This is a genomic window from Pontibacter chitinilyticus (genome assembly GCF_039748935.1).
In the GTDB taxonomy this organism is placed as follows: Bacteria; Bacteroidota; Bacteroidia; order Cytophagales; family Hymenobacteraceae; genus Pontibacter; species Pontibacter chitinilyticus.
Window position 1 is genome coordinate 234,146 of sequence record NZ_JBDIZJ010000002.1, and the last position, 14,880, is coordinate 249,025.

General features: G+C 52.2%; 13 protein-coding genes. 5 read left to right on the forward strand and 8 right to left on the reverse strand.

The genetic code is table 11. The features are described from left to right. Window positions 1-168: 168 nt before the first annotated feature. Window positions 169-2,211 carry a S9 family peptidase gene (locus tag ABDW72_RS04645; protein WP_347157293.1) on the forward strand — a complete coding sequence of 681 codons (2,043 nt, stop codon included), beginning with the start codon at window positions 169-171 and terminating at the stop codon, window positions 2,209-2,211. Between the two features lie 58 nt (window positions 2,212-2,269). On the opposite strand, the gene ABDW72_RS04650 is transcribed toward ABDW72_RS04645, so the two are convergent. The 4 genes from ABDW72_RS04650 to ABDW72_RS04665 all read right to left on the reverse strand — a co-directional run bounded on the left by ABDW72_RS04650 (window position 2,270) and on the right by ABDW72_RS04665 (window position 6,833). After that, complete coding sequence (locus ABDW72_RS04650) at window positions 2,270-2,827, reverse strand: DUF4142 domain-containing protein (protein WP_347157294.1); 558 nt, start codon at window positions 2,825-2,827, stop codon at window positions 2,270-2,272. Window positions 2,828-2,941: 114 nt separating this feature from the next. Continuing rightward, a complete protein-coding gene (locus tag ABDW72_RS04655) occupies window positions 2,942-5,260 on the reverse strand; it encodes a M20/M25/M40 family metallo-hydrolase (protein WP_347157295.1) in 2,319 nt (772 codons plus the stop codon). A gap of 154 nt (window positions 5,261-5,414) precedes the next feature. Next, a complete protein-coding gene (locus ABDW72_RS04660) occupies window positions 5,415-6,203 on the reverse strand; it encodes a TerC family protein (RefSeq protein WP_347157296.1) in 789 nt (262 codons plus the stop codon). A gap of 132 nt (window positions 6,204-6,335) precedes the next feature. Further along, on the reverse strand, window positions 6,336-6,833 hold the full coding sequence (locus ABDW72_RS04665) for a YajQ family cyclic di-GMP-binding protein (RefSeq protein ID WP_347157297.1): 498 nt from the start codon (window positions 6,831-6,833) through the stop codon (window positions 6,336-6,338). 278 nt (window positions 6,834-7,111) lie between these two features. On the opposite strand from ABDW72_RS04665, the gene ABDW72_RS04670 reads away from it, so the two are divergent. Next, window positions 7,112-7,543: a GNAT family N-acetyltransferase gene (locus tag ABDW72_RS04670; RefSeq protein ID WP_347157298.1), complete on the forward strand. Its 432-nt coding sequence runs from the start codon at window positions 7,112-7,114 to the stop codon at window positions 7,541-7,543. Between the two features lie 11 nt (window positions 7,544-7,554). Continuing rightward, window positions 7,555-8,106, forward strand: a complete 552-nt coding sequence (locus ABDW72_RS04675) for a lipocalin family protein (RefSeq protein ID WP_347157299.1) — start codon at window positions 7,555-7,557, stop codon at window positions 8,104-8,106. A gap of 42 nt (window positions 8,107-8,148) precedes the next feature. Here ABDW72_RS04675 and ABDW72_RS04680 read toward each other — a convergent pair whose 3' ends face one another. Beyond that, window positions 8,149-8,955: an SDR family NAD(P)-dependent oxidoreductase gene (locus ABDW72_RS04680; RefSeq protein ID WP_347157300.1), complete on the reverse strand. Its 807-nt coding sequence runs from the start codon at window positions 8,953-8,955 to the stop codon at window positions 8,149-8,151. Between the two features lie 243 nt (window positions 8,956-9,198). Between ABDW72_RS04680 and ABDW72_RS04685 the strand changes: the two genes are divergently transcribed. Next, window positions 9,199-9,831: a hypothetical protein gene (locus ABDW72_RS04685; protein WP_347157301.1), complete on the forward strand. Its 633-nt coding sequence runs from the start codon at window positions 9,199-9,201 to the stop codon at window positions 9,829-9,831. Between the two features lie 69 nt (window positions 9,832-9,900). Beyond that, window positions 9,901-10,428, forward strand: a complete 528-nt coding sequence (locus ABDW72_RS04690; protein ID WP_347157302.1) for a YfiT family bacillithiol transferase — start codon at window positions 9,901-9,903, stop codon at window positions 10,426-10,428. 1 nt (window position 10,429) lies between these two features. Here the strand turns inward: ABDW72_RS04690 and ABDW72_RS04695 are convergent, their stop codons facing one another. The 3 genes from ABDW72_RS04695 to ABDW72_RS04705 all read right to left on the reverse strand — a co-directional run bounded on the left by ABDW72_RS04695 (window position 10,430) and on the right by ABDW72_RS04705 (window position 14,744). Continuing rightward, window positions 10,430-11,221 (reverse strand): sterol desaturase family protein, encoded by a 792-nt coding sequence (locus ABDW72_RS04695; protein WP_347157303.1) that lies wholly within the window; start codon window positions 11,219-11,221, stop codon window positions 10,430-10,432. Between the two features lie 116 nt (window positions 11,222-11,337). Then, on the reverse strand, window positions 11,338-12,036 hold the full coding sequence (locus ABDW72_RS04700; RefSeq protein ID WP_347157304.1) for a type 1 glutamine amidotransferase: 699 nt from the start codon (window positions 12,034-12,036) through the stop codon (window positions 11,338-11,340). Between the two features lie 23 nt (window positions 12,037-12,059). Further along, window positions 12,060-14,744 (reverse strand): DUF7133 domain-containing protein, encoded by a 2,685-nt coding sequence (locus tag ABDW72_RS04705; RefSeq protein ID WP_347157305.1) that lies wholly within the window; start codon window positions 14,742-14,744, stop codon window positions 12,060-12,062. Window positions 14,745-14,880: the final 136 nt, after the last annotated feature.

Genomic DNA, 14,880 nt, shown 5'->3' on the forward strand with positions numbered 1-14,880 from the left:
ATAAGGCTGTGCAGAACAGTTATTGCGCTGCTTTTTACCCTCTAAACAACAGCCGTTACCGGCCAAGCTGTTAAACTAACTTGCTGTTGCAGCGCAGATTGAACTTCCTGATACTTTCTTATCTTTATACTTCATACTAACCCATACTATCTAACCTACATTTACTTTATGAACAAGCAACTGCTTTTCTTGCTGTCTGCTGCTTTGGCCTGCGGTTCGGCAAAAGCACAAAAACAACCGATGACAACCGACGCCAGCCTGGATATGGTACAAGCAGGCAGCGCGATCATATCACCGGACGGCAAAACCGTTATTTATGGAAAATCAGACCTGAACTGGGAAAAGAATAAACGCGAAACCACTTATCAGCATGTGTCGGCCAACGGTGGCGCCAATTACCAGTACCTGGGCGAAGAGGGTGGCACTGACCTTTCCTACTCTCCGGATGGCAAGTATGTGGTACTGAAGCGTAAAGTAGACGAAAAGCAGCAACTGTTCTTGCTACCTACTACTGGCGGAGAGGCCGTACAGCTAACCAAGCACGAGAGCAGCGTAGGCAAATATGTATGGAGCAAAGACAGTAAAAGCTTATACTTTGTTGCCGAGGTGCCACGTAGCAAAACGGAACAAAAGCTCTACAAAGATGGCAACGATGCTGTATTTATAGATGAAGGCGCCAATGGCCAGACTGAAGGTGCCTGGGAGAACCTCTGGGTGTTTGATATCAGCACTAAGAAAGAGAAGAAATTAACAAAGGGTGAACTCCTGATCAGCGATTTTGATGTAGCGCCAGACGGAACGCGCATCGTGTATGCCGGCCGCCGCGAAAACCGCCGCAACCAGCGCAACTTCTCCGAGTTATACTTACTGCAACTCACCGGGGACACGACCACCGTGCAGCTAACCAGTAACAAAGCCCCCGAAAGTGACCTGAGCTGGGCGCCGGATGGCAAGCGCTTTGCCTATAAAGCCGCCGACGATAAGAACTGGGAGCTCCGCAACGACAAGTTGTGGGTGATGGAACCGGTTACCAAACAGTACCGACAGGTATCAGGTAAGTTTGACGGCAGCATTGGCAATTACTATTGGGCACCCGATGGCCGATCTATCCTTTTTTCGGGGCAGCAGCGCACCAATTCGAATCTGTACCGCCTAGATGTGGCCAAAGGCGACTATAAAAATCTGAGTAATAAGTCCGGCACCTGGCGCATGCTTGATATAACACCTGACCGCAGCAAAGCTGTTCTCAGTTTCAGCGACTATAAAACACCTACAGACCTGTATGTAACGGCTATAGATAAATTCAAGCCAACCAAGCTAACGGATCTGAACCCACGCTTTGCAGACTCACTTCAGTTGGCACAAGCCGAAGTAGTCCGATGGAAGAGCAAGGATGGACTGGAGGTAGAAGGTATGCTATACTTGCCACCCAATTACCAGAAGGGCAAAAAGTATCCGCTCCTGCTCCACATTCACGGTGGTCCGGCGGGCTCATTTACCAATTCATTTAACCCGGCGTACCATGTATGGGCAGGATTGGGCTATGTGCAGCTAACCCCTAATGTGCGCGGCAGCAGCGGCTACACCGATGAACTGTTGCGTGGCAACATGGAGGACATCGGCAACGGCGACTACGAAGACCTGATGAGCGGCGTAGACAAACTGATTGCAGATGGGCTAGTAGATGAGAACAAGATGGCCGTTCGGGGGTGGAGCTATGGCGGCATTCTGGGAGGCACTACCATCACCAAAACAAACCGTTTTAAGGCAGCTTCGTTGGGAGCGATGGTGTCAGACTGGGCTTCGGAGTATGGCGTAGGCTTTAACCATGACGTGCGCTTGTGGTACATTAAGGGTGCCCCTTGGGAGAATCCGGAAGGCTATCGTCAGAAATCGGCGCTGACCAATGCTAAAAACGTGCAGACGCCAACCATTCTTTTCCATGGCACCAGCGATGTGACGGATACTGAGATGCAAAGTATGATGTTCTTTACGGCGCTGAAAGATATGGGCAAAACGGTGCGCTACGTGCAGTTTCCGCGGGAGCCGCATGGCTTCAAAGAGCCGCGCCACCAGCGCATCCGCGACCTGGAAGAGATCAAATGGATACAGAAGTATACGTTAGGGCAGGACTGGAAGGCGCCGGAGCGCAAAGAAGACAAAAAGAAAGAAGAGGAGAAAGCGACAGCGCAGGCAGCTTTGAAACACTAATATACTTTATGAACAGCAAGAGGAAGCCCCGGTGGCTTCCTCTTGCTGTTTAGGTACTTTATAAAGCTGTAGTAGTATCCGGTGGTGTAGCCAGTTGCTGAAGTTGCTTGCGCAGGTGGTTTTCCATATCTAGCAGCCAGGCCTGTGTTCGCTGGTCATCAGCTTTGCCCACTGCTTCCTGGTAGCGCTCCAGTTGTGTTGTGTGGGAGGTAATTAAAAAAGTGCGATACTGTTCATCAAAGGCAGTGCCCTCTAGCGCCTGAAACTCTTTTACAAGCCCTTGGTCAGCGCCTCCCAGGCTATCGGGCAGCTGTATCCGTTTTTGCTTACGCATTAGTGCTCTCAACCTTTTCAATGCCCTGACGTGGAATTTAACTGACTGCTCTCCTAATTGTCTTACCTGTTCTGTAGTTCCTTTCTCTATTGCCAGCTGGCCAAGCGCTGTTTGCAGCATGTTGCTGCTGGCAGCATAATCCCAGAAGGCAGGATCATCTTTCAAGGTCCTCGTTTCAGAGATCACGGTTGCTTCCGCCTCATAGTCCGTCGCCTCATGGCAGGAAAACAGGCATAGCAGCAGGACTCCGCAGGTATAAGTCAGTAATTTATTGCCAGGCATAACAAAGTGCATCGGTTACAAGTGTATTAGTAATACGCACCAAAGCGCTTTGGTTTGACAAACTTTGCCATTTCAGATCAAAAGTACACTCTTCCGCCGCCAGTCAGCTGCACATCAAAAGGTATAACTTTTCCGGACTACTGTCAGGTTGCTATCGCGGCCCTGCTCAGGCACTACACTGGCGGGCCGGGGACGCGTAACCAGCTGTTGCGGCAAGCCTATAGACTGATCGTACAGCAGCAGTCGCACATGCCGCCCTGCCCGTAGCCGCAGCACCAGTGTGGCATCTTTAATAGGCGGCAATCCGTGCAGCCGCACATAGTATACCGGTGCCGTATCTGTTTGAATTGGCTGCAAAGCCAGCGCTTCGCCATTTAGTTCGGCTACTACCAGGTCTGTTGTGTCTTCGGGTTGCAGCACCAGCTCCAGGTGAGCAGCCCTGCGCTCCGAAGAAAGGCGCAGCCGCAACATCCGCTCATCTCCTACTTCAGACTCCTGTATCACCTCTGCTTGGGGAGCGGGCAATGGCAACGCTTCCGCGTTGTTTTTCAGGTATGGGTACGAGGCCATCGGGTAGAGCTCCTTTAACGGCCCCACAATAGGATTTGGGAAGAATTGCTGGTTCCAGTCATCCGTCTGCCGGAAGGCTGTTATCCAGTACGCCTCATTGGTATCCGCATTTAAGTAATAGCTTACATGGCTGTGCAGCGGGTGCTCCGGAGTTGGCCGTTGCTCTGCCACTGCCCAAGCTACTGTTATACTGCCAAGCAGCAGCAGTAGGAATGCCAGCGCAGGCAGGCGCCGCCAGCTAAAAGCGCGCTCTATGATTTGAAGCAAGGGTAGCAGCAGACCTAACAGCAACACAAACAGCGCCACCATCCCCCAAGGCAGTTGTAGCGAGAATACGGCAAATACGACCTGTATAACCGGCATCAGCATGAAGATAGCAGGCATCACAGAAAGCAGCAGGACCACACAATAGCGTAGGCTGCGCACGCGGGTAGTATGGAGGTTTCGCAGGAAAACAGCTAATGTACCCGCCGTGGCAAATAGCAAAGGAAACAGGAGCAGGTACGCGGCCATGGGCGCTGCCAGGTAAAGCACCAGCAGAAGTATAAACCAGAGAACATATGCCCCCAGTAATAATGCAAAAAGCGGCACCCGCCGCAGGGCGAGCCAACTCAGCAGCAGAAACAGGCCCAGCGCCAGCAGTAAGTAAGCACTAAAAAACAGGTTGGCGCTATACACGCCATTAAACGTGTGTGAATAGGGCAGCAGCGCCAGCACAAGTTTATTAAGAGGCACAAATAACCCGACCACCACCAGCACTAACAGCAAGTATACCCCAAAGCCCAGCAACAACTGCCGGCCTGTTATGACGCGCCGCCGCAAGCCTACGAGAACCGTTGCTGCCAGTAGCAGCGTTGTCAGCAGCAGCCACAGCGCGTTCTTCACCTTGCCATAATGAATTACCCAGCCATCAATAAAATTAAAGAAAACAGTATCGGGCGCTTTAGTATGTGCCAGCGAGATGTTGCCGAAGTGCTGCGTAAGGGCCAGCAGGTTGCTGCCGTGCTGTTGCAGGCTGTTCTGGTTCAGGTTTTTGGGCGAGTCGGTGAGCTTATGATAGTGCACAAAGCCTTCGATAAAGGCAGCGTTCAGGCCGCTGTAACCGGCCTCTTTAAACACCGTGAAGTCCGTATCGTTGGGCATGCGGCTGTAGATCTCATAGGCCAGTGAACTCACGAACGGATAGGGCGCTGCTTTGATATACTGGCGCGCCAGCCAACCATTTTCCGGGCTCAGTTCAAATGTCATGCTGGGGCCGCTGTTCCCGCGGGCCTCCAGGTTCAGCACCAAAGCCACTTTGCTGGCCCAGGGGTGCTCCAGAAAAGCTTTGGCGCCATACAACCCATACTCTTCGCCATCGGTCAGCAGCAGGATCACGTCGTGTTGCAGGGGCTTGCCCTGTTTCAGGGCGCGGACAGTTTCAAGTATGGCCGCCACGCCGGCTCCGTCATCTCCCGCCCCGCGGGCATTGGGTTGCGAATCGTAGTGTGCCACCAGCAGTATGGCCTGTCCGTCGCTAGCCTGCCCCTGTAGCCGGCCAATGATGTTGTATACGTGTCCTACTACGGCAGCGCCACCGAGATGATTGACCACATCAGCTTCCTGTACCTGCGGGTTCAGCCCAAGCTTGCGCAGCTCCGCTACCAGGTACCGGCGTACTTCGGCGTGGGCAGCTGTGCCCATGGCATGCGGCGTCCGGGCTATTTGCCGCACGTATTGCATGGCTCTGCCTGCCGAGAACACCTGCGCCGGTGCATTGGCAGGTCGGGCGGCGGGCGGCTGTAGCAGGTAGATGCTCAGCAGCGCCAGTCCCGTAAGTGCCAGTAGCAGGAAAGCAGCAATTTTTTGGTTCTTCGGAGGCATAGAATTTAGCTTAAAAGCAGGCATACGCCATCTGTAATTTAGGAGTTATTTTTTATTTTTTATAAACTATCAGCGTATACTCAGACAAACAAAAGGGGCTCTACCTGCAGCAGTAGGGCCCCTTTTGTTTATACTTTACCGGCCGGCTGGGATGCTATATCTGGCGTTGCTGTGGTGCCTCATCTGGCTCCAGCACCTCGTTCTGGCGCAAATGCACCGGCGTTGTTTTTTTACGCAGCTTCATATTCAGCATCTCCACTACCAGCGAAAAGAACATGGCAAAATAAATATAGCCTTTGGGAATATGCACGTGCACAGCTTCCAGCGCAAGCATAAAGCCAATCAGGATCAGGAAAGACAAGGCCAGCATCTTGACAGTGGGGTGCTCATTCACAAAATCACTGACATACTTGGAAAAAGCCAGCATAATGCCCATCGCCAGGATCACCGCGGCAATCATGATGATAACCTCCTGCGCCAGCCCTACAGCTGTCAGGATCGAGTCGAATGAGAAAACAATATCGATTAGCACGATCTGCACGATAATGCGGCTCATACTACTGTATACTTTGGTTTCGCTGTGCTCCTCCTCTCCTTCCAGTTTGTTGTGGATCTCGGTGGTACTCTTCGCCAGCAGAAACAAGCCCCCGCCTAAAAGAATTATGTCGCGCCACGACACGGGGAAGTCTTCGGCTGTGAGAGGCAGGTTAAGGGTAAACAACGGCGTATTGGCGCTCACGATCCAGGAGATGCCCAGCAGCAGCAGCACCCGGAACACCAGGGCCAGCATCAGGCCAATGGTACGGCCGCGGCCCTGCTCCGCTCGTGGTAGCCGCCCTACTACAATGGAGATGAACACAATGTTATCGATGCCGAGAACGACCTCCATAAACGTCAGCGTCAGCAGGCTGATCCAGGTGTCCACACTAAAGAATATTTCCATATAATCAGTTGCTAATTAGCGGATGCTTTACGTGTTGAATACTAAACAAAGCGGGTACCCATAGTTAGGGTAACCTCTACCAGAACCAGCGGAGCCTACAGCCAACTATTTAACAGTGTAGCAATGTAGCCATTAAGATTTCATATTCACAAACTGTAGCGGCATACCAATCTCCTCAGAGCCGGCGCGTAACGCAGCGATGACCCCCTGCAGGTCGTCAATTTTCTTTCCGGTCACGCGGATCATCTCATCCATAACTGCAGCAGACACCTTCGCTTTGCTGTCTTTGATGATCTTCATGATCTTTTTGGATGTTTCCTTATCGATACCGGCTTTCACCTTCAGGTCACGCTTTACCATAGCACCCGACTGGTATATGTCTTTGGAGTAATCCAGTGCGGTGGCATCCAGGCCCTGCTTTACCATTTTGCTCATCAGCACATCCTCGCTATGCTGCACACGCATTTCGTTTTCCATCGTAATATGTACTTCACTGGCTTTTCTGTCGTACTCCAGGCTGCCTTTCGTATCACGAAAATCATAGCGGTTCATTATTTCTTTGCGGGCGACATTTACTGCGTTGTCCATTACCTGCGGATCAACCTTGCTTACAATATCGAAAGATGCCATAGTTTTAGGTTTTTAATTTAGATGTACACGATTTCAAAAGACACAAAGTTATTTATTTATTGGAGGGTTAAATTGTTTAATAGCTAAATTGTTACTTTTGAACTGCTGAATAGCTTGATTGCTAAATAGTTGGTGGTGGATTGACCTCAGCATAAAGCGAAGTAAAGTCTTATGCCCCTCCTGCGCTGCTTTCTTATACTTCGGAAAGCCAAGAAGGCGCCCTGGCAATAGCAATGCACCACTAATAACGCAGCAATTTAACAATCAACAAGTAAAAGATGACAATCATTGAACCTGCCTCACCGGAGGAATTTGAAACCTATTACCTGCTCCGCCACCAGACACTGCGCGAACCTTGGGGGCAGCCCCAGGGCAGTGAGCGCGTGGAAGATGACGCCACTGCCGTCCATGCCCTGTTGCTGAACGACAAAGAGACGCCCGTGGGTGTTTGCCGCCTGCACCTGAATACGCCTACGGAAGGACAACTGCGCTTTATGGGCATCCGGCAAGACCAGCAGGGCAAAGCGCTTGGTAACCTGCTACTGGACTACATGCACAACCGCGCCCGTCAGTTGGGCGCCACCACCATGGTGCTGCATGCCCGCGACTATGCCGTAAACTTTTACCGCCGCAACGGGTATGAGGTTATAGAAGAATCATACTTGCTGTTTGGCACCATCCAACATTATAAAATGGCCAGACAGCTTTAAGCCTGTTTGACATGAATAAAAATACCAAAATCATAATTGGCGCCGGAACGGCCCTGGCAGCGGCCCTGGTACTAACCGGCGACACGCGCCGCAAGTATGCGCCCCTCGACGCCGCTGTAGAAGTAGACCTTGACCGCTACCAAGGCCGGTGGTATGAAATTGCCAAGCTGCCGCAACGCTTTGAGAAAGGCTGCCATTGTGTATACGCCGAGTATACTAAGAACCCGAAAGGCTACGTGGAAGTACTTAACTCCTGCCGCAAAGGCGGCTCGACCGGCAAAGTAAAAGAAATCCGCGGCAAAGGCTTTCCTGTGGAAGGCAGCAACAACAGCAAACTGAAAGTGCAGTTCTTCTGGCCCTTCAAAGGCGATTACTGGATCCTGGAGCTCGACCCCGAATACCAGCATGCACTGGTAGGCTCCCCCGACCGTGAGAGCCTCTGGATCTTATCGCGCAAACCTACGCTGAGCCGGGGTATTTTTGAGCGCCTGGTGCAGCTGGCCGCTGAGCTAAATTTCCCCGTAGAGCAACTGACCATGACAGATCAGAGCTGCTTTACCTGAAAGCGCGCTGCACAGCGACGACTTGGCAGGAAAGGAGCCGCGCTAATGCCGCTTTTCCTGTATCTTTTTCACCATTTTACGAAGTATGCTGCGGGGCACCAGGCGTGTTGAGAAAGCGGTGAGCTTGTTCTGGATTCCGGGGATGACAACCACTTCACCGGCCATCAGCCCCTCGTAACCTGCCTGCGCCACGCTGGCGGCATCTGCTACCAACTGCTTGCTGAACAGCCCGGAGCCACCCAAGTCTGCATTTTCTTTAAAGTCAGTATCGGTTGGGCCGGGGCAGAGCGCTGTTACGTGTACATGATCTTCCTCCAGTTCTGCAGCCAGCGCTTCTGTAAACGACTGCACGTACGCCTTGCTGGCATAGTATACCGCCATCAGGGGCCCAGCCGGCGGAAAAGCTGCTGTAGATGACACATTTAATATTTTACCGGCCCTGCCCTGTGGCAGCTGCTTCAGGAAAAGCTTGCAGAGATAGGTGAGCGCAACCATGTTCAACTGCATCATGTCCAGTTCTTTTTGCAGGTCGGTATCTTTAAAGTAGCCATAGTTGCCAAAGCCGGCATTGTTCACCAGCACATCCACCACAATGCCCTTCCGCTGCAGTTCATCAAACACGTGTTGCGGCGCATCAGGCTTTGTCAGGTCCATGGGGATGACGCTGGTGTATACTTTATACTTCACGGCAAACTGCAGTGCCAGCTGCTCAAGCTTATCGGCAGAGCGGGCTACCAGCACCAGGTTGTGCCCGTGCTGCGCAAATGTTCTCGCCAGTTCCAGGCCAATGCCGCCGGAAGCGCCTGTTATCAAAACTGTATAGTGTGCTGTAGCGGTAGAGTCTTTCATAAGTATGAAATGTGATAAATATGAATGTATTTAGTGGATGATGTTTGGCGCCGGCCATCTGCTCCTGCAGAATCGCACAGGTGCTTTATGGATGCCGCAAAAGCGATGCAGCCGATGTTTATACTTGTGTATAGCATACGTATACTTACAATCGTCCGGTTTTAAAGTATGGCACGCACCAACCAGGCAGCTATATCTGTATTTTAGCGTATCCGTTATAGAAGCACTCAAACAGCACCTCCTATGAAACTAATCTGCTATACGTTTTTCTGCCTTCTAACGACTTGCCTGGCAGCCTGCGGCAGTGATCAGGTCACCCAGGAGGACTCTGCTGCAACTCCCATGGCCGCCACAGATAGTATACCGGCAGAGCTCCCGCAGAAGTCAGAAGTAGATGCCGTCAGCTATGAAAAAAAGCTGGATGCCGGCAGCATGCACTTCCTGGTTACTACTTTGGGAGAGGGCAGCATGCGCAGCCTGGCGGTGCAGGTTACGCGCGATGGGCAGCAGCCCTCCCGTATTGACGAGGCAATAGAGGGCATTGTAACGAACAGCGTGGTGACAGACCTGAATGGCAACAAAAAGCCGGAGTTGCTGATCTTTGTAACCGGCGAGGGCACCGGCAGCTACGGCAAAATTTACGGGTATGAGTTCGACAGCAAGTATTGGGGACAGCTCCACATGCCTGCTTTACCACAGGAGCAGCAGCAGGGTTATATGGGCCACGACGAGTATCAGGTAGTAGATGGCCGCCTTGCCCGTTCTTTCCCGGTATACCTGGCCACCGATGCCAACTGCTGCCCAAGCGGCGGCACCCGCACCATTTTTTATACGCTCAACAACGCCCTGAACTTTGTTGTCACCAAGGTGCAGTAGCGCTGCCTTTACAGGTTGATCAGAAATATAAATAGCAGTTAAACAAGTGCTCCCTTAAATGCGACGCCTATGCAAGCTGACCTCCGTTACCCAATTGGCAACTTTGATATCGATAACCCTGTCTCTGAAGAGCTCCTAAACCAATACATACTTTCCATCGCGCAGTTGCCGGGCAAATTGCGTGCTGTATTGCAGGGGCTAAATGCCGCGCAGCTGGATACCCCTTACCGCCCCGGCGGCTGGACAATGCGCCAGGTAGTACACCACCTCCCCGACAGCCACCTGAATGGCTACACCCGCCAGAAGCTTGCCCTCACCGAAGACAGACCTATTATAAAACCCTATGACGAGGCGGCTTGGGCCAAGCTGCCAGACAGCACCCAAGGCGATCCGCAGTTATCTGTTATATTGCTGGAAGCCCTGCACCAGCGTTGGGTGTTGCTGCTCCAGGGGCTTACGCCGCAGCAACTGGACCGCACTTTTGTCCACCCTGTGAACGGCGCGCAACGTATTCGGCAACACATTGGCCTGTATGCCTGGCATGGAGAGCACCACCTGGCGCAGCTTGTCGCCCTGAAGCAAAGCCGTGGCTGGTAGTTTAAAGTTGTGCGTTGCGGGGCGTAGGGGCTTTCTCTATTTCCTGCTCCTGATACACTAAGCTTGCCAGCGCTTTGTCGTAGTTCGGATGGGTAGTCTGCAACAGCTCATCCCAGAACCTGCAGTATAAACCGTAGTTTCCCCTGAAATACTTGTGGTGCATGTTGTGGTTTGTGGAAGTGTTGAGCCATTTGCCGAGCCGGCTATTTACCAGCCACGCGGGGTAGATCTCGTAGCCTAAGTGTCCATACACGTTATACACCGTCATGAACAGCAGGAAAAGCAGGATGGCAACCGAGTGGATCGGGATCAGCACGGCGATTACAAAAATTATACTTCCCTCTACCACGGCCTCCAACGGACTGAAGGCAAAAGCAGCCCATGGTGAGGGATTGGTTGACCGGTGGTGTGTGAGGTGAAATAGCTTAAACAGGCGCGGGTGGTGCATCAGGCGGTGCGTCCAGTAAAAATAGGTATCATGTATAAGCAAGGCCAGCACCACGCTCAGCAGCAGATACCCCCAGCCGTAATCCGATATGTTGCTGTAGATGCGGGTATAAGGCCGGGTGGCCGGTGAAGCCAGCAGCACCCCTATCAACGCAAACACGAAGAAGGTGAAGAACGAGTAACCCACCTCCCGCACATAATCCCGCCGCGTTGGGAAGAGGGCCTGGATTTTAAATCGGGCAAACCTGGAAGTGAAAAGCTTATAAAAAACGACAAATGCCACCCCGGCAATGATCACGTAACGGGCAGCCAGTAAACTATAAAACAGAAGAAACTGCTCTTTCATTTTAAATATTTGCTACGCTATACTTCTTCTCAGCCGCTGGTATGCACCAGCCAGCTATCCGGAAAACGTTTGAAGGGACCAATAAAGTTTTATGTTTTACAGAAATTTGCCGGCCGCTACAGTGTTGCCATCCTGCTCAGCAGCTGAAACAGCAGGTCTTTGTGCCACTCAGCTTGAGGCAGGTCTGCCAGTATTTTTGCGGCCGGATGTATAAACGGCGCCTCAACCAGTTCATGCCCGTCGTGTTGCACCATGCTGCGGATAATGCCTGGTGTCGCCTCCCAGTGGAATTGCAGCCCGATACTTTTCCCCAACCGGAAAGCCTGATTCTGGCAAACTTCAGAGGTCGCGATGGCTGTAGCACCAGCAGGTATGTCGAATGTGTCGCCGTGCCACTGGAACACGGTTAACTTAGCCGGTAGTCCTGCAAACAGTTCATCCTGCTGCGCCGCCGCTGTCCACGTGATCTCCCGGAAACCGATCTCCTGGTGCGTGTGCGGGTATACCCTGGCTCCCAGGCAATTTGCCAGCAGCTGTGCCCCAAGGCAGATGCCCAGCACCACTTTACCTGCTGCCACCGCCTCCCGGATAAACGCTTTCTCCTGTGCCAGCCACGGAAACTGCTCTTCGTCGTCACAGCCCATTGCTCCGCCAAGTATAACCAGCCAGTCCATCCCGGCTAATTCGGGAAGTATAACCTGCTTATCAAAGCGGGTATAAGCTACCTGGTGCCCCTGCTGTTGTGCCCATTCGGCTATATAGCCCAGGTTTTCAAACGAAATATGCTGAAAGCAGTGGATACGCAAAGGTTGCATGGCCAGGTAGGTGGTGTTTAAAGCTATTTCTTCTGTTGCGACAGGAAAGTGATCAGGGACGCGAATTCTTCATAAGACAGCGCATTGGCCAGGCCGGTCGGCATCATAGAGGTTTCCAGTTCTTTTCGCGAACCTATATCGCTGGTTTTGATGGTGAACACCTGCCCCGCAATATTCCGCATCACAATTTTATCCGCGGATTCTTTTGTGATAAATCCCATGTAGCTCTCATCATCTTTCGTGGTGATTAACACGGTTGCAAAACCTTGTGAAATAGAAGCATTAGGCTTTAAGATGGACTCCGCTATTTGCTCCCGGTTCATAATAGAGCCGATCTGCCCCATAAAAGGCCCTTTCATTGTCTCGCTCTTACTTATGCTGTGGCAGGCAACACAGCCTTGCCGGGTAAAAAGAGCTTTGCCCTGAATCGGGTCTCCTTTTATTTTGGCCATGGCCAGCAGCACGTCTTCTATGGAGGCTTTGCCCACCTGCCCCTTCTGATTTTTGATTTTCTCCAGATCTACGTCTACTTCTTCGCTGGAGGCCAGGACTTCTTTCGTGCCAAACTCACTGATTCCCATCCGGTGCCGGTCATTGAGATCAGTAAGAAAATCTTTACCGGCAGCATCTGCTTTGTTCCACTCGGCCTTCAGAAACTTTTCTATTTCAGGCGACGATTCCCACACCACGTCTTTGTAGTAAGGGCCATGTGAATCGGGCCGGGTGCTCCACCACCAGGAGCCATCGTAAGGCGCTTCTTTTTTGTAAAGGCGCGAAAGAGTAGTTAAGATTTGTTTCCTGAACGCTTCATCGTTCGTGTGCTGGTAAGCAGCCATCAACCCGTCGACCGCCTTTGGATCATGCATGTAGCGCAACGCCCAAAGAGCAAGCGTGGAGTTTTCAGTTCCGATGGCATTGACGCATGCCTCCACAGCATGCAGCTTTACTAACGCCTGCACTGCCAGGTGCGCCGGAATAACAGGCGCATTTGGGGTGGCATGCGGCCCTTCTGTTCCCCTGACCGGTGCGGCAAAAGAAGCAGGAACGTTTACCTGCAACAAGGCGGGCACCGCTTCCATCCGGCCCAGGCGCCCTAATCCTACAATTGCTGCTGCCTGCACCCGCTCTGACGGATCTTTCACCCCCTGGAGGAAAGGCTCAATCGGCACACTGGCAAGATGCGTTGTCCGATCGGTGAGGGCGCGCAAGGCAAACTCTCTTACTTCCTGCTCCTGCGTTAAGGCCACCAAATTTTTGATACCACTTTCGCCAGCGGCCTGCGCATACGTATAAATGCCGGCTACGCGGGCATAAAGTGGCTCCCGTTTGTCGACAGCAATTTTCCAGGCAATTTTGGCGGCCTTGTTGCTCTTGCGGCTTAAAAGCGCCTGCTGGGCATGCAGCCTTGCCACCGCGCTACCCGATTTGAGGAGAGCTGCAAGTTCTTTCTCAGAAGCTTTCTGCAGGTCAGGAAACGCTTTGTAAGACCAGTTAGCAGGCACAGCCCGCACCACGAAACCCTTGCCCGGATTACCAGAATACCCCGCTCCGTCCCAGGCTGATAAGTATAACCTGCCGGACCCATCCACATCCAGGTCGGTAATCTGCGGTAACTCTATAAAGGGCTCTTCCTGCTGCTTAAAGCTGGCTCCATCGGGCGTAACCCGGTGCATGTAAAGCTGGCTTCTTCCCCAATCTGCCATCATCGGCACCTGGTTATACTTCGCCGGCCAGGTGGCTTCATCCATAAACAAGGAACCGGTACCAGAGCCTCCGCCCAGGTCTGCCAGGGCGGGGATGATCTCATCTGTAAAATTCTGAAACAGCACCGGGTAGCCATACTCACCGGATTGGATCTGATGACTGAAGCGGATATTCCAGCCACCGCCATCATTGGTGTTTCCCCGCGTGAAAATATTCATGTAAGGATCAATTGCCACATCATAGATGTTGCGCATGCCGTGCGTGTATACTTCCATCTCAGTGCCATCCGGGCGCACGCGCACAATGCCACCGCCCAGCATGGTTAACTTTTTTCCGGAGCGGTCTACGGCATCATGAAAACCGAAATCGCCAACGGCAATGTATATCCAACCATCAATGCCCATCCGGATACCATTGGTCGCATGGTCGGTACCCCGGCTTTGTAAAAAGTTAGGGGAGCTGATGTGCTCGATGAGGGGTTTGGAAGGGCCATCGGCAATGCCATTCTGGTCCTTATCCTCAAACACCACCAGGTCCATGCCAGTTGCTTTCCCGGTTTCTTTGGAGAAGATAGTATGCAGCACAAAAAGCTGGTCGCCGAGCGATAGAATGCCGCGGGGGTTATCGACCATGGCAAACACGGTATGCTGGTCTGCTTTGCCATCGTGGTCACGATCTACCAGCCTGATGATGCTCCCTTTGCCCGGGTCTTTCCCCAGCGACCCAATCATATCGACCCCGACAAAAACTTCCCCGGTGGGTGCGACGGCAAGGCAGGCCGGGCTGGGCGTCAGGTCGGGACCAGCGAATGTAGTGATCTGCAGATCCTTCGGCCATTTCAGTTTCTGCGTGAGCGAATCATACTTGGCTGATGCAAAGGCAGCAGAAGCGATATTTTTCGGAAGTTTGTGGCTGCTGATCTGCGTTTCAGAAATACGATGGTTCTCAAAACACCCGATCAGGATCATAAAAACATAAAGCACACTCAGGTAAATTTTCAGCATCTTCGATCTGTTAGTTTATTCCACGAATGCTCGCATCGGAGCCATCGCCTTTTTAAAATAAAAGGTATACTGTTTTTGCCCTACAACAGAGCCAGCCAACAACACCAAGTAGTATTGGTTGAGCTTGATAGCATTT

Excerpts from the sequence above, each read along its gene's own strand:
- ABDW72_RS04645 (WP_347157293.1), top strand. The coding sequence starts at position 169 with ATGAACAAGCAACTGCTTTTCTTGCTGTCTGCTGCTTTGGCCTGCGGT.
- ABDW72_RS04650 (WP_347157294.1), bottom strand. The coding sequence starts at position 2,827 with ATGCCTGGCAATAAATTACTGACTTATACCTGCGGAGTCCTGCTGCTA.
- ABDW72_RS04655 (WP_347157295.1), bottom strand. The coding sequence starts at position 5,260 with ATGCCTCCGAAGAACCAAAAAATTGCTGCTTTCCTGCTACTGGCACTT.
- ABDW72_RS04660 (WP_347157296.1), bottom strand. The coding sequence starts at position 6,203 with ATGGAAATATTCTTTAGTGTGGACACCTGGATCAGCCTGCTGACGCTG.
- ABDW72_RS04665 (WP_347157297.1), bottom strand. The coding sequence starts at position 6,833 with ATGGCATCTTTCGATATTGTAAGCAAGGTTGATCCGCAGGTAATGGAC.
- ABDW72_RS04670 (WP_347157298.1), top strand. The coding sequence starts at position 7,112 with ATGACAATCATTGAACCTGCCTCACCGGAGGAATTTGAAACCTATTAC.
- ABDW72_RS04675 (WP_347157299.1), top strand. The coding sequence starts at position 7,555 with ATGAATAAAAATACCAAAATCATAATTGGCGCCGGAACGGCCCTGGCA.
- ABDW72_RS04680 (WP_347157300.1), bottom strand. The coding sequence starts at position 8,955 with ATGAAAGACTCTACCGCTACAGCACACTATACAGTTTTGATAACAGGC.
- ABDW72_RS04685 (WP_347157301.1), top strand. The coding sequence starts at position 9,199 with ATGAAACTAATCTGCTATACGTTTTTCTGCCTTCTAACGACTTGCCTG.
- ABDW72_RS04690 (WP_347157302.1), top strand. The coding sequence starts at position 9,901 with ATGCAAGCTGACCTCCGTTACCCAATTGGCAACTTTGATATCGATAAC.
- ABDW72_RS04695 (WP_347157303.1), bottom strand. The coding sequence starts at position 11,221 with ATGAAAGAGCAGTTTCTTCTGTTTTATAGTTTACTGGCTGCCCGTTAC.
- ABDW72_RS04700 (WP_347157304.1), bottom strand. The coding sequence starts at position 12,036 with ATGCAACCTTTGCGTATCCACTGCTTTCAGCATATTTCGTTTGAAAAC.
- ABDW72_RS04705 (WP_347157305.1), bottom strand. The coding sequence starts at position 14,744 with ATGCTGAAAATTTACCTGAGTGTGCTTTATGTTTTTATGATCCTGATC.